The following is a 13,119-nucleotide window of genomic DNA, read 5'->3' as shown; positions in this document are numbered from 1 at the left end:
CCGACGTCGTCTTCACCACCTCCGCGAGCAGGGGCGCGCCGGGATCGCAGGTCAGCGTCGCGTGCGTGGCGCCCTGGGGCGTGAACACCTCCGGGAGCGGGTGTTCCATCGGGGACGGGAAGCCGCGGGTGGCGACCTCCAGCAATTCCAGGGTGCCGACGCCGGTGCCGCTGCACACAGGGATCACCGGGAAGAACGACGCCCGGGCGACGGCCCGCTCCAGGTCCTCGATGAGCACCGCCTCGTTGATGGACTCACCGCCGAGGTAGCGATCCATCAGCGACTCGTCCTCGGACTCCTCGATGATGCCTTCGATCAGGGCCCCGCGCGCCTCCTCGATCCGCTCGGCGTCCGACGGGTCCAGCGCCTGCGCGGTCCGCTTGCCGCCGGAATACTGGTAGCGCGTCTGCGACAGCAACCCGATCAGGCCTTCGCAGGACGGCATGCCGGTCGGCAGGTAGAGCGGTAACACCTTGTCGCCGAACGCGTTCTGCGCGGCCGCCAGCGCCTCGGAGTAGTTGGCGCGGGTGTGGTCGAGCTTGGTGATCACCACGGCGCGGGGCATGCCGACCTGATCGCATTCCTGCCACAGCGATTTGGTGGGTTCGTCGACACCCTCGTTGGCCGCGATCACGAACAGCGCGCAGTCGGCGGCGCGCAAGCCGGCCCGCAGCTCGCCGACGAAGTCGGCATAGCCGGGCGTGTCGACCATGTTGATCTTGATGCCGTCGTGCGCCAGGGAGGCGACGGCAAGGCCGACCGAGCGCTGCTGGCGGATCTCGGCGTCGTCGTAGTCGCAGACGGTGCTGCCGTCGGTCACCGAGCCCGCCCTGGTCAACACCCCTGCAGCGACCAACAGCGCCTCGACCAGGGTGGTCTTGCCGCCGCCCGAGGGCCCGACGAGGACGATGTTGCGCACATCGCCGGGACCCTTCGCGATGGGAGCGGCCGCCGCGCCCTGGGCAGCGTTCGCCTTGTCCGCCATGACGTTCCTCCAGTCCTCCCCGGCCGCATCACCGCTGGGGCACCCCAGTCGCGGTGTGTTCTGGCTCACAGGGTCTGTAAGCAACTTTTCCCCCAACCGCGGCCCAACACAAGGCCACGGGCCGGCCACAATTGCGTCGGCCCGACGGGAAGCCGGGAGTTGCCGTCAGGCGTGCCAGCTGGACCAGCGGTGCACCGCGACCGCGATCACGGGACCGTCCAGCGAGACCGATTGATACTGGGGGTATTTGGCGCGCAGCAGCCGGTACGCGGACGCCATCGCCGGCCCCTCGGTGTGGACGGTGGCAACCCCGTCGGCCCGCACCCACCACAGCCGCGTCCAGTCGTCGGCGTAGTGGTCGACGAGCAGGCTCACGTGCGGGTCGTTTTCGATGTTGGCCAGCCGCCGCAGCCGCCGCGTCGTCTTCGGTTTCGCATCGACGGCGGTGTACAGCACGTCGGGGGAGTCCTCGGCGACGGCGAATACCACCGGAACCAGGTGGGGGAGGCCGGCCGGCGTGACCGTGGCCAACCGGGCCACCGGCGATTCACCGAACCTGGCCTTGGCGTCGAATCCGCCCACCGTGTCAGCCTAGACGCCGGTCATCCGGGCGGCCGGGAGACCATCGCGGCTGATCAGAACCTCGCCAGTGCCGTGCATAGCTACCTGCATTACGGTTATATACACACGATTGTGCCGCCCAGAACCGCAAGGCCGGGACAGTTCGGTGTTTTCCGCGACGCAGGAAGGGTGACGGGATGAGCAAATCGCACCACCGCTCGGTGTGGTGGTCATGGTTGGCGAGCGTGCTGGCCGTGGTCGGGCTGGGCCTCGGTCTGGGCACCGCCCCGGCGGTCGCATCGCCGATCCCCCGGCCGCAGGCTCCAGTCGATGCGGCGGCACTGGTCGGCCAGGTCGGGCCGCAGGTGGTCAACATCAACACCAAGTTCGGCTACAACAACGCCGTGGGCGCCGGGACCGGCATCGTGATCGACCCCAACGGCGTCGTGCTGACCAACAACCACGTCATCTCCGGCGCGACCGACATCAGCGCCTTCGACGTCGGCAACGGCCAGACCTACGCCGTCGACGTGGTCGGTTATGACCGCAGCCAGGACATCGCGGTGCTGCAACTGCGCGGCGCCGCCGGGCTCCCGACGGCCGCCATCGGCGGCGGGGTCAGCGTGGGCCAGCCGGTCGTGGCGATGGGTAACGCCGGCGGCCAGGGCGGAACGCCCAGCGCCGTCTCGGGCAAGGTCATCGCGCTGAACCAGAGCGTCTCGGCGACCGACACCCTGACCGGTGCCAACGAGTCGCTCGGCGGGCTGATCCAGGCCGACACGCCGATCAGGCCCGGGGACTCCGGCGGACCGATGGTCAACAACGACGGGCAGGTCGTCGGCGTGAACACGGCCGCCACCGACAACTACAAGATGTCGGGCGGCGGACAGGGCTTCGCCATCCCGATCGGCCACGCGATGGGCGTGGCCGGGCAGATCAGGTCGGGCGCCGGCTCGAACACCGTGCACATCGGCCCGACCGCGTTCCTCGGCCTGGGTGTCACCGACAGCAACGGCAACGGTGCGCGCGTCGAACGCGTGGTCACCGGCGGCCCCGCCGCGTCGGCCGGGATCTCGCCGGGTGACGTCATCACCGGGGTCGACAACGTCGCCATCACCGGGGCCACGTCGATGACGGACGTCCTCGTCCCGCACCACCCCGGCGACAACATCGCGGTGCAGTACCGCTCCGCCGGCGGCGGCGAACGCACCACGAACGTGACGCTGGGCGACGGGCCGCCGGCCTGACACCCGCACCGACGATGCGCGCTGGGTGGTCAATTCGGTTGTCGCCAAGCGTGTTTCGTCGCATGCCAGCGGGCGTGATTCCGAATGTCGCGCCTCGGGTACACGTGGCATCGTGGATTTGATGAACGACGCAAGAGAAGCGGTCGAGCACCATCCCGCAGGGGGCAGTCACGTTCAGGACGGTGTCGTCGAGCACCCGGAGTCCGACGACTTCGACAACGCCGCCGCGCTGCCCACCGACCCGACGTGGTTCAAGCACGCCGTTTTCTACGAGGTGCTGGTGCGGGCGTTCTTCGACGCCAACGCCGACGGGTCGGGTGACCTGCGCGGACTCCTGGGACGCCTGGACTACCTGCAATGGCTGGGTATCGACTGCATCTGGCTGCCCCCTTTCTACGATTCGCCGCTGCGCGACGGCGGCTACGACATCCGGGACTTCTACAAGGTGCTGCCCGACTTCGGCACGGTGGAGGACTTCGTCGCGTTGCTCAACGCCGCGCACGAGCGGGGCATCCGGGTCATCACCGACCTGGTGATGAACCACACCTCGGATTCACACCCCTGGTTCCAGGAGTCGCGGCACGACCCCGACGGCCCGTACGGCGATTTCTACGTGTGGAGCGACACCAGCGAGAAGTACACCGACGCCCGGATCATCTTCGTCGACACCGAGGAGTCCAACTGGACCTTCGACCCGGTGCGCAAACAGTTCTACTGGCACCGGTTCTTCTCCCACCAGCCGGACCTGAACTACGAGAACCCGGCCGTGCAGGAAGCCATGATCGACGTTCTCCGCTTCTGGCTCGGGCTGGGCATCGACGGGTTCCGGCTGGACGCGGTGCCCTACCTTTTCGAGCGGGAGGGCACCAACTGCGAGAACCTGCCCGAGACGCACGCCTTCCTCAAGCGCGTGCGCAAGGTCGTCGACGACGAGTTCCCGGGCCGGGTGCTGCTGGCCGAGGCCAATCAGTGGCCGGCCGATGTCGTCGAGTACTTCGGCGACACCAGCACCGGCGGCGACGAATGCCACATGGCGTTCCACTTCCCGCTGATGCCGCGCATCTTCATGGCGGTTCGCCGGGAGTCGCGCATTCCGATCTCGGAGATCCTGGCGCAGACGCCGGAAATCCCCGAGATGGCGCAATGGGGCATCTTCCTGCGCAACCACGACGAGCTGACGCTCGAGATGGTCACCGACGAAGAGCGCGACTACATGTACTCCGAGTACGCCAAGGACCCGCGGATGAAGGCGAATGTCGGCATCCGGCGCCGCCTGGCACCGCTGCTGGACAACGACCGCAACCAGATCGAGCTGTTCACCGCGTTGCTGCTGTCCCTGCCCGGCTCGCCGGTCCTGTACTACGGCGACGAGATCGGCATGGGCGACGTGATCTGGCTGGGTGACCGCGACGGTGTGCGCACCCCGATGCAGTGGACACCGGACCGCAACGCCGGCTTCTCCAAGGCCAACCCGGGCCGGCTCTACCTGCCGGCCAGCCAGGACTCGGTGTACGGCTACCAGGCCGTCAACGTGGAGGCTCAGCGCGACACGTCCACGTCGCTGCTGAACTTCACCCGCATGATGCTGGCCGTGCGGCGCCGCCACGAGGCGTTCGCGATCGGCACGTTCGAGGAGCTGGGCGGCTCCAACCCGTCGGTGCTGGCGTTCGTGCGCCAGGTGCCAGGCGGTGGCGACACGGTGTTGTGCGTCAACAATCTCTCGCGGTTCCCGCAGCCGATCGAGCTGAACCTGCAGCACTGGAGCGGTTGCACGCCGGTGGAACTGACCGGGCACGTCGAATTTCCGCGGATCGGGCACCTGCCCTACCTGCTGACGTTGCCCGGACACGGTTTCTACTGGTTCCAGCTGACCGCATGTGAGGATGAGGAGGAGCGGCGCTGATGACTGAGCCCGCCAAGCTGCCCTGGTCGGACTGGCTCCCACAGCAACGGTGGTACGCCGGACGCAACCGGGAACTGACCTCCGCCGAGGCCGCCGTCGTCGTCCCGTTCCGCGACGACCTGGACCTGGTCCTGGTCGACGCCCAGTACGCGGACGGCTCGTCGGAGCGCTACCAGGTGATCGTGCGCTGGGATACCGCGCCGGTCTCCGAGTACAGCACGGTCGCCACCATCGGCGCCGCCGGCGACCGCACCGGTTTCGACGGCCTGTACGACACGGACGCGCCGCAGTTCCTGCTGTCGTTGATCGACTCGTCGGCAGTTCGGAGCGCGTCCGGCACCGAGGTGCGGTTCGTCAAGGAACCCGGCGTCACGCTGCCCCTGGAGGCGTTGCCCCACGTCTCGGACGCCGAACAGAGCAACACCAGCGTCATCTTCGACCGCGACGCCATCTTCAAGGCGTTTCGCCGGGTCAGCAGCGGCATCAACCCCGACATCGAGCTGAACCGGGTGCTGGGCCGCGCCGGCAACCCGCACGTCGCCCGGCTGCTCGGCACCTACGAGATGGCCGCCCCCGACGGCACGGCCGACGACGCGTGGCCGCTCGGCATGGTGACCGAGTTCGCGTCCAACGCCGCGGAAGGGTGGGCGATGGCCACCGCCAGCGTGCGCGACCTGTTCGCGGAGGGCGACCTGTACGCCCACGAGGTCGGCGGCGACTTCGCCGGCGAGTCCTGCCGGCTGGGCGAGGCCGTGGCATCCGTGCACGCCACCCTGGCCGAGTCCCTCGGCACGGCGCAATCCGCCTTCCCGGTCGACACCGTGCTGGCGCGGCTGTCGTCGACCGTGGCGAAGGTGCCCGAGCTGCAGGAGTACGCGTCGACCATCGAGGAGCGGTTCTCCAAGCTGGCCGGTGAGGCGATCACCGTCCAGCGGGTGCACGGCGACCTGCACCTCGGCCAAGTGCTGCGAACCCCGGAAAGCTGGCTGCTGATCGACTTCGAGGGCGAGCCGGGCCAGCCGCTCGATGAGCGCCGGGCCCCGGATTCACCGCTGCGCGACGTGGCCGGCGTGCTGCGGTCGTTCGAATACGCCGCGTACGGACCGCTGGTGGACCAGGCGGACGACAAGCAACTGGCCGCCCGCGCCCGCGAATGGGTCGAGCGCAACCGGACCGCGTTCTGCGAGGGGTACGCCGCCGCGTCGGGGGTCGACCCGCGCGATGCGGCCGACCTGCTGGCCGCCTATGAACTGGACAAGGCCGTCTACGAGGCCGGCTACGAGGCGCGGCACCGTCCCCACTGGTTGCCAATTCCGCTGCGCTCCATCGCCCGGCTCACCGCCTCTCATAGCAAACTCTGATGATCTGCGAGTAACGCGGGCTTCTGGAACCATGTCCGTGTGAATAGCGAGATCTTCGACAGCGAGGCGCGGTTGTCCTGGGTGCTGGCGGCGCTGGCCGGCATCATCGGGGCGATCTCGTTCACCCACTCCGCGGGATACTTCGTGGTCTTCATGACAGGGAACGCGCAGCGCGGGGTGCTGGCGTACTTCAGCCACCAACCGTGGCTCGCCGCGAGCGCCGGGCTGCTCATGGTGGCGTTCCTCGCCGGCGTGGTGATCGCCTCCATGTGCCGGCGGCACTTCTGGGTGGACCACCCGCACGGCCCCACCGTGCTGACCACCGTCAGCCTGGTGGCGGCGGCGGTGGTCGACGTCTTGGACGAAGGGTGGGAGGAGAACTTCCTCGACTTCGCGCCGATCGTGTTGATGGCGTTCGGCACCGGCGCGCTGAACACGTCGTTCGTCAAGAACGGGGAAGTGTCGGTTCCGCTGAGTTACGTGACCGGAACGATGGTCAAAATGGGCCAGGGCATCGAGCGCCACCTGGCCGGGGGGAAAGCCGCGGACTGGCTCGGTTATTTCCTGCTGTTCGCCAGCTTCGTCGTGGGCGCCGCGATCGGCGGCTTCATCAGCGTCGTGGTCAACGGGACCTGGATGCTGGTGTTCGCCGCGGTGGTGTGCACGCTGACGACCATCTACACGTACTTTCACCAGGATCGCCGGGCGCTGTTGAACGACCGGCAGGACAAAAAGCATCGGCAGCAGCGCTGACCGGTGCGCTGCTGCCGATGCTGGCTTGGCGGTTTAGGCCGCCGGTTGTGCCGGCTGTGCCGGTTGGGCCGGCTGGGCCGGCTGGGCGGTGGTGTTGCTGGCGAGCAGCACCTGCTGGATGTCGGGCTTCATCGCGACCAACTGCTGGTTCCAGTAGGGCCACGAGTGCGTGCCGTTCGCCGGGAAGTTGAACGTCCCGTTGCGGCCGCCCGCGGCGACGTAGCTGTTCTGGAACTGCTGGTTGGTGCGCAGCGTGAGGCCCTCCAGGAACTTGGCCGGCATGTTGTCGCCGCCGAGGTCGCTGGGCGTCCCGTTGCCGCAGTAGACCCAGATCCGGGTGTTGTTGGCGACCAGCCGCGGAATCTGGACCATCGGGTCGTTGCGCTTCCACGCCGGGTCGGTCGACGGGCCCCACATGCTGTTGGCGTTGTAGCCGCCCGAGTCGTTCATCGCGAGCCCGATCAGCGTCGGCCACCAGCCCTCGGACGGGTTGAGGAAGCCCGACAGCGAGGCGGCGTAGGGGAACTGCTGCGGGTAGTACGCGGCCAGGATCAGCGCCGAGCCGCCGGACATCGACAGGCCCACCGCGGCGTTGCCGGCCGGTGAAACCTGCTTGTTGGCCTGCAGCCACAGCGGCATCTCCTGGGTCAGGAAGGTCTCCCACTTGTAGGTGTAGTTCTGTCCGTTGCCCGACGACGGCTGGTACCAGTTGCTGTAGAAGCTGGACTGGCCGCCGACCGGCATCACCACCGACAGGCCGGACTGGTAGAACTCCTCGAAGGCGGGGGTGTTGATGTCCCAGCCGTTGTAGTCGTCCTGGGCGCGCAGCCCGTCGAGCAGGTACACCGCGTGCGGTCCGCCGCCCTCGAACTGCACCTTGATGTTGCGGCCCATCGACGGTGACGGCACCTCCAGGTATTCCACCGGAAGCCCCGGCTTGGAGAACGCCCCCGCGGTGGCCGAGCCGCCGGCCGCGGTGACGAGGCCGGACATCAGGGCAGCCCCCATGGCCGCGACCGCCAGCTGACGCGGCATGGTTGCCGCGGCGCCACGCAACTTCCGCAACTCTGAAAAGAACTTCATAGCCCTCTACCCATCCCAACTTTCATCTGCCGCGTGCGGCGGTCGAATCCGTTCGCTGGGCAGTGAATCACGGGGAGAGGACGCAAATCGCCTGTCGCGGCCGGAGCAACAGATCGCGGTTGGCTAACGATTGGGCGTCGGCGGGGAATCGTTGCTAACTGGTCACGATTGGCTACCGAGGGTGTAACTAGGCGACGAGCCTGCGCAATAGCGTTGATGCCGCGGCGATTCCGAGCACGGCGGCCACCGCCAGCACGACAACGTCCATCGGGTTGAAGGGCATCCCGATGAGCAGTCCGCGTAAGGCGTCGACTTCGTAACTGAGCGGGTTGACCCTGCTCAGCACGTGCAACCAGGCGGGCATCACGTCCACCGGGTACAGCGCGTTCGAGGCGAAGAACAACGGCATCGTGATGGCCTGGCCGATCCCCATCAGGCGATCGCGGCTGCGCACCAGGCCGGCCAGCGTCATCGACAGGCAGGCGAAGAACGCGGCGCCCAGCATGACGACGGCCATCGCCGCGACAATCCGCAGGGGGTTGACCGTCAGCCCGACATTCATCAGATAAGCCAACGCCATGACACCGACAACCTGGGCGACCGAGCGCACACCGGCCGCGAACGCCTTGCCGGTGATCAGCGCCGACGCCGGCGCCGGCGTCACCATCAGCTTGGCCAGCACGCCCGCGTCTCGATCCCAAATGATCTGTATCCCATAGAAAATCGAGATGAACAGCGCCGACTGGGCGATGATCCCCGGCGCCAGGAAGGCCAGGTATGAGACCGATCCCGTGTGGATGACGTGCAAATGGCTGAAGGTGGTCCCGAAGATCAACAGCCACAGCGCCGGCTGCACCATGCGGGTGACGAGCTCGGTCCTGTCGTGCTGCAGCTTCTGCAGTTCGACGATCGCGAACGCGCCGACGCGGCTGAACACGGCGCCCACCCGCTGCCATCCGCGCGGCGCGCGAACCAAGGTTCCCGGCTTGGCGCTATCAACCGACACGGCGTGCAACCTTTCTGGCGGAACGGATTTCGCGGATCGAACCCGTCGGCTCGGAGGAGGCCGGCTCACCCTGCAAGCCGGAGGCGGCGTAGTGGCGGAACACGTCCTCGAGCGTCGCCCGCGGCGAAACGGTGGATTTCAGCTTGGCCGGTGTGCCCACCGCCCGCAACTCGCCGCAGTGCATGAGCGCGACGCGATCACACAGCGCGTCGGCCTCCTCCATGTAGTGGGTGGTCAGCAGCACAGTCATCCCGAACCGCGACTGCATCTCCTGCACCTGTGTCCAGACGCCGTCCCGCGCAATCGGATCCAGCCCGACGGTCGGTTCGTCGAGCACCAGCAGCGACGGGCGGTTCACCAGCGCCTGTGCCACCTCGAGACGCCGAACCATGCCGCCGGAGTAGGCCGCGGCCAGCCGGTCGGACACGTCGAGCAGGTCCATGGCGGCTAGCGCCTGCCCGACCCGGTCGGAACGCTCGGCTCGGGGCACACCGTAGAGCCGCGCGAACCACTCGACGTTCTGGCGGCCGGTCAGCGCGGGCTCGATCGAGAGCTGTTGCGGCACATACCCGATGTTGCTGCGAATGTCGGTCGTCTGGCGGCGCGCGTCCAGCCCGAAGATCCGCAACTCACCCTGCTGCACCGGCGCCAGCGTGGTGAGCATCCGGACGATGGTCGTCTTCCCGGCGCCGTTCGGGCCCAAAAGGCCCATGGTTTCCCCGGGGCGCACCTGCAACGTCACGTCGTTGACGGCGGTGAACTGGCCATACCGATAACTCAGGTGCCTGGCGTCGATGGCCATCGGCAGTGATGCGCTCATGACCGTCGCTCCTGCAGTGTCCTGGTCATCATCTCTATGACCTCCAATCCTCTTGTCAATGACTCGATTTGATCGTCGTCGAGTTCGGCGAGCACTTCCGCCAGCGCCTCTCGTCGCGCCGTCCGAGACGCGTCGACGATCTGCTGGGCGGCCTCGGCCAGGTGTAACCGGCCGACCCTGCGGTCGGTGTCGCCGACGGTCCGGATGAGCAAACCCCCGGACACCAGCTTCGACACCAGGGTTGACGCGGTGTTGGGAGCCAGTCCGAGCTCGGCGGCGGCGGCGTTCACCGAGATGCCGGGTTGCCGGCCCACCAGCCACAACAGCTCGGACTGCGATTCGCTGAGCCGCGCCGAGTCAAAGCCGCGGCCGGCGGACCGTCGCAGCTGCCTGCGGAACCGGCCGACGACGCGAAACACCTCGGTGACCACATCGGTACTCGTATGCACCCTTTCAGAATACCTCTGTAGCCGAGCTATTTATGTGCGGACGCTGTGCGTCGGTTAGGTATCGGCTACTTCGAAAGTCGATGCAGGACGACGTCGGTGATGGCCCCCTCGTCGACGGAGGCGGTCATATAGGTGCAGAACGGCTGCCGGCGGCGATCGGTCGGCGAGCCGGGATTGAGCAGTCGCAGGCCGGTTCCGCTGGTGGTGTCCCAGGGGATGTGGCTGTGCCCGAACACCAGGACCTGGGTGTCGGGGTACAGCCTCGACATCCGCGCCTCGCGCCCGGCCGCGGCGCCGGCCTCGTGCACCACGGTGAACCGCACGCCCGCCAGGGTCACATCCGCGCGTTCCGGCAGGCGCGCGCGCAACGCGGGACCGTCGTTGTTTCCCCAGCAGGCCACAAGCCGGGCCGACCTGCTGTCGAGCTCGTCGAGCAGGTGGGTTGCCACCCAATCGCCGGCGTGCACGACGACATCGGCCGCAGCCACCTCATCCCACACCCGCGCGGGCAGATCGCGGGCGCGGTTGGGGACGTGGGTGTCCGAGATCAGCAGTAGCCGCACAGCCCCATCTTGCGCCGGCAGTCGTCAGCCCGGCGTCGACGCCATGGTCTTTTCGGACCTGGGGGCAGGCGCGTCGGCGGGCTCGCCCAGCAAAAGCGAGCGAACCAGGCGACGCGGACCGAATGGCCGCAGCATGGAGCTGGCGGGCCGCGGGCGCACTCGTATCGGCCACCAGAACCACCGCCCGAGCAACGCGGCGATCGATGGCGTCATCAACGACCGCACGATCAACGTGTCGAACAGTAGGCCGAGACCGATCGTGCTGCCGGCCTGGCCGATCGAGCGCAGATCGCTGGCGACCATCGACATCATGGTGAAGGCGAAGACGAGCCCCGCCGTGGTGACGACCCCACCGGTCTCGCCCATGGATCGAATGATGCCGGTCTTGAGGCCGGCGCCGATCTCCTCCTGGAACCGCGACACCAGCAGCAGGTTGTAGTCCGAGCCGACGGCCAGCAGGATGATCAACCCGAACACCGGCGCGATCCAGTTCAAATCCAGGCCGAAGAGGTGTTGCCACACCAGCACCGAGAGCCCGAAGGCGGCGCCCAGCGACAGCAACACCGTCCCGACGATCACCAGGGACGCGACCAGAGCCCGCGTGATGATCACCATCACGACGAAGATCAGCGTCAGCGCCGCGAGTCCCACGATCAGCAGGTCGTAGTGCGAACCGGACTGGATGTCGCGGTAGATGGCCGCCGTACCGGCGAGGTAGAACTTGGCCCCCGTGAGGGTCGTGCCCTTCACCGCCTGATGCGCGGCGGCCAGTTCCGGCATGACGGCCGAAATGCCCGCCGGGGTGGCCGGATCCGCATCGTGGGTGATGATGAAGCGCGCGGCCTTCCCGTCCGGAGACAGGAAGAGCTTCAGACCGCGCTGGAAGTCGGGATTTTGAAAGGCCTCCGGCGGCAGATAGAAATAGTCGCCACTGCGGGAGGCGTCAAAGGCCTGCCCCATTGCGCTGGCCGTGTCGGTCATCTGAGCCATCTGCGTGACCAGGCCCGAGAAGCTGCTGTGCATCGTGAGCAGCGTCCCCTGCATGGATTTGGCGACGGCGATCATCGGCGGGAACTGCGCGGCCATCTGCGGGATGATCGCGTCGATGTTGTCCACGTCCTTGATCAGCGTGCTCATGTTCTCGCTGAACTTGTCCACCCCGTCGATCGCCTCGAACACCGACCTCGTCGCCCAGCAGACCGGAATGTTGTAGCAGTGCTGTTCCCAGTACAGATAGCTGCGGAGCGGTCGCGCGAAGTCGTCGAAATCCGCCAGGTGATCCCGCATTTCGTCCAGCGTGGCCTGCATGTCGCGCATGTCGCCGGCCATGCGGTGCGTCGCGCTGCTCATCTGCCCGAGCAGGCCCTGCATCCGCTGCATCGAGCCGATCATCGCGCCGAGGTCATCACTCATCTTCAGCATGTCCGCCGTGCGGTCCCTCATGAACTGGAGGTTCTCTTGGATCGGGATCGATTGCGCGCTGATCTGGAACGGTATCGAGGTGTGTTCGATCGGCCCGCCCAATGGCCGGGTGATGCTTTGCACCATCGCGATTCCCGGTGACCGGAAGACGTCCTTGGCGAGTCTGTCCAGGATGATCATGTCGCCGCTGTTCCGCATGTCGTGATCGCTCTCGATCATGAGGATGTCGGGATTCATCGTCGCGGCGCTGAAATGCCGCTCCGCCGCGGCGTATCCGACGTTCGACGGCACGTTCTGGGGGGTGTAGTAGCGGTCGTTGTAGCTGATCTTCATGCTCGGCATGATCAGGATGCCGACGATGGCGATGACCAACGACGCCGCGAACACCGGGCCCGGCCAGCGCACCGTCGCGGTGCCGATGCGTCGCCACCCGCGGGTCTTGATCATCCGGCGCGGGTCGAGCAGCCCGAACCGGGTAGCCACGGCGACGACGGCCGGGGCCGCGGTCATCGCTCCCGCAACGACGACGAGCAGCCCCAGCGCGGACGGAATGCCCAGCGCCTTGAAGTAGGACAGGCGTGCCAGGTGCAGGCAGAAGGTGGCCCCCGCAATCGTCAATCCCGAGCCCAGGATGATGTGCGAGGTCCCGCGAAACATGGTGTAGTAGGCCGTTTCCCGGTCTTGCCCCGCCTGGCGCGCCTCCTGGTAGCGGCCGATCAGGAATATTGCGTAGTCGGTTCCGGCCGCGATCGCCAACGAGGACAGCATGGCGACGACGAACGTCGAGAACCCCAACAGCTCGTAATTCCCCAGCAGCGCGACAAGCCCTCTGGCCGTGCCCATTTCAAAGCCGACCATCACCAGAACCAGCAGCACGGTGCTGACGGACCGATAGGCGATGAACAGCATGATCATGATGACGACGCCCGTGACGCCCATCATCTTGAACATGCTCTTGTCGGCGGC

Annotated in this window: 12 protein-coding genes; 4 read left to right on the top strand and 8 right to left on the bottom strand. The window is 67.3% G+C overall.

From position 1 onward, the window contains the following. Both A9X04_RS25605 and A9X04_RS25600 read right to left on the bottom strand, forming a co-directional pair. Positions 1-985 (bottom strand): GTP-binding protein (locus tag A9X04_RS25605; protein ID WP_156764535.1); only part of this gene is annotated, 985 nt, incomplete at its 3' end. A gap of 165 nt (positions 986-1,150) precedes the next feature. Beyond that, entirely contained in the window at positions 1,151-1,567 is a 417-nt protein-coding gene (locus A9X04_RS25600; protein ID WP_067926848.1) for a TIGR03668 family PPOX class F420-dependent oxidoreductase, read from the bottom strand. Between the two features lie 176 nt (positions 1,568-1,743). Between A9X04_RS25600 and A9X04_RS25595 the strand changes: the two genes are divergently transcribed. The 4 genes from A9X04_RS25595 to A9X04_RS25580 all read left to right on the top strand — a co-directional run bounded on the left by A9X04_RS25595 (position 1,744) and on the right by A9X04_RS25580 (position 6,810). Beyond that, positions 1,744-2,793, top strand: coding sequence for a S1C family serine protease (locus A9X04_RS25595; protein WP_067926845.1), 1,050 nt, complete (start codon positions 1,744-1,746; stop codon positions 2,791-2,793). 121 nt (positions 2,794-2,914) lie between these two features. Beyond that, entirely contained in the window at positions 2,915-4,696 is a 1,782-nt protein-coding gene (treS, locus tag A9X04_RS25590; protein ID WP_067926852.1) for a maltose alpha-D-glucosyltransferase, read from the top strand. After that, positions 4,696-6,057, top strand: coding sequence for a maltokinase (locus A9X04_RS25585; protein WP_067926842.1), 1,362 nt, complete (start codon positions 4,696-4,698; stop codon positions 6,055-6,057). The genes treS and A9X04_RS25585 overlap by 1 nt, the downstream gene beginning before the upstream one ends. 39 nt (positions 6,058-6,096) lie before the next feature. Next, positions 6,097-6,810 carry a YoaK family protein gene (locus tag A9X04_RS25580; protein ID WP_067926838.1) on the top strand — a complete coding sequence of 238 codons (714 nt, stop codon included), beginning with the start codon at positions 6,097-6,099 and terminating at the stop codon, positions 6,808-6,810. 33 nt (positions 6,811-6,843) lie between these two features. On the opposite strand, the gene ag85C is transcribed toward A9X04_RS25580, so the two are convergent. The 6 genes from ag85C to A9X04_RS25550 form a co-directional block, all read right to left on the bottom strand. Further along, on the bottom strand, positions 6,844-7,893 hold the full coding sequence (gene ag85C, locus A9X04_RS25575) for a diacylglycerol acyltransferase/mycolyltransferase Ag85C (RefSeq protein ID WP_067926835.1): 1,050 nt from the start codon (positions 7,891-7,893) through the stop codon (positions 6,844-6,846). A gap of 187 nt (positions 7,894-8,080) precedes the next feature. Further along, on the bottom strand, positions 8,081-8,899 hold the full coding sequence (locus A9X04_RS25570; RefSeq protein WP_067926850.1) for an ABC transporter permease: 819 nt from the start codon (positions 8,897-8,899) through the stop codon (positions 8,081-8,083). Next, on the bottom strand, positions 8,889-9,719 hold the full coding sequence (locus A9X04_RS25565; RefSeq protein ID WP_067926832.1) for an ATP-binding cassette domain-containing protein: 831 nt from the start codon (positions 9,717-9,719) through the stop codon (positions 8,889-8,891). The genes A9X04_RS25570 and A9X04_RS25565 overlap by 11 nt, the downstream gene beginning before the upstream one ends. After that, complete coding sequence (locus tag A9X04_RS25560) at positions 9,716-10,168, bottom strand: MarR family winged helix-turn-helix transcriptional regulator (RefSeq protein ID WP_067926830.1); 453 nt, start codon at positions 10,166-10,168, stop codon at positions 9,716-9,718. Before A9X04_RS25560 ends, A9X04_RS25565 begins: the two co-directional genes overlap by 4 nt. A 65-nt stretch (positions 10,169-10,233) precedes the next feature. Beyond that, entirely contained in the window at positions 10,234-10,731 is a 498-nt protein-coding gene (locus tag A9X04_RS25555; protein WP_067926827.1) for a metallophosphoesterase, read from the bottom strand. Positions 10,732-10,755: 24 nt separating this feature from the next. After that, positions 10,756-13,119 (bottom strand): RND family transporter (locus tag A9X04_RS25550; RefSeq protein WP_067926824.1); only part of this gene is annotated, 2,364 nt, incomplete at its 5' end.

Source organism: Mycobacterium sp. E3247 (genome assembly GCF_001667785.1).
Lineage (GTDB): Bacteria > Actinomycetota > Actinomycetes > Mycobacteriales > Mycobacteriaceae > Mycobacterium.
The sequence above is the reverse complement of the archived record's forward strand: the minus strand, read 5'-3'. Positions and strand labels throughout refer to the sequence as shown.

Coding starts and splice junctions, on each gene's coding strand:
- A9X04_RS25565 (WP_067926832.1), bottom strand. CDS start 9,719: ATGAGCGCATCACTGCCGATGGCCATCGACGCCAGGCACCTGAGTTAT.
- A9X04_RS25595 (WP_067926845.1), top strand. CDS start 1,744: ATGAGCAAATCGCACCACCGCTCGGTGTGGTGGTCATGGTTGGCGAGC.
- ag85C (WP_067926835.1), bottom strand. CDS start 7,893: ATGAAGTTCTTTTCAGAGTTGCGGAAGTTGCGTGGCGCCGCGGCAACC.
- treS (WP_067926852.1), top strand. CDS start 2,915: ATGAACGACGCAAGAGAAGCGGTCGAGCACCATCCCGCAGGGGGCAGT.
- A9X04_RS25585 (WP_067926842.1), top strand. CDS start 4,696: ATGACTGAGCCCGCCAAGCTGCCCTGGTCGGACTGGCTCCCACAGCAA.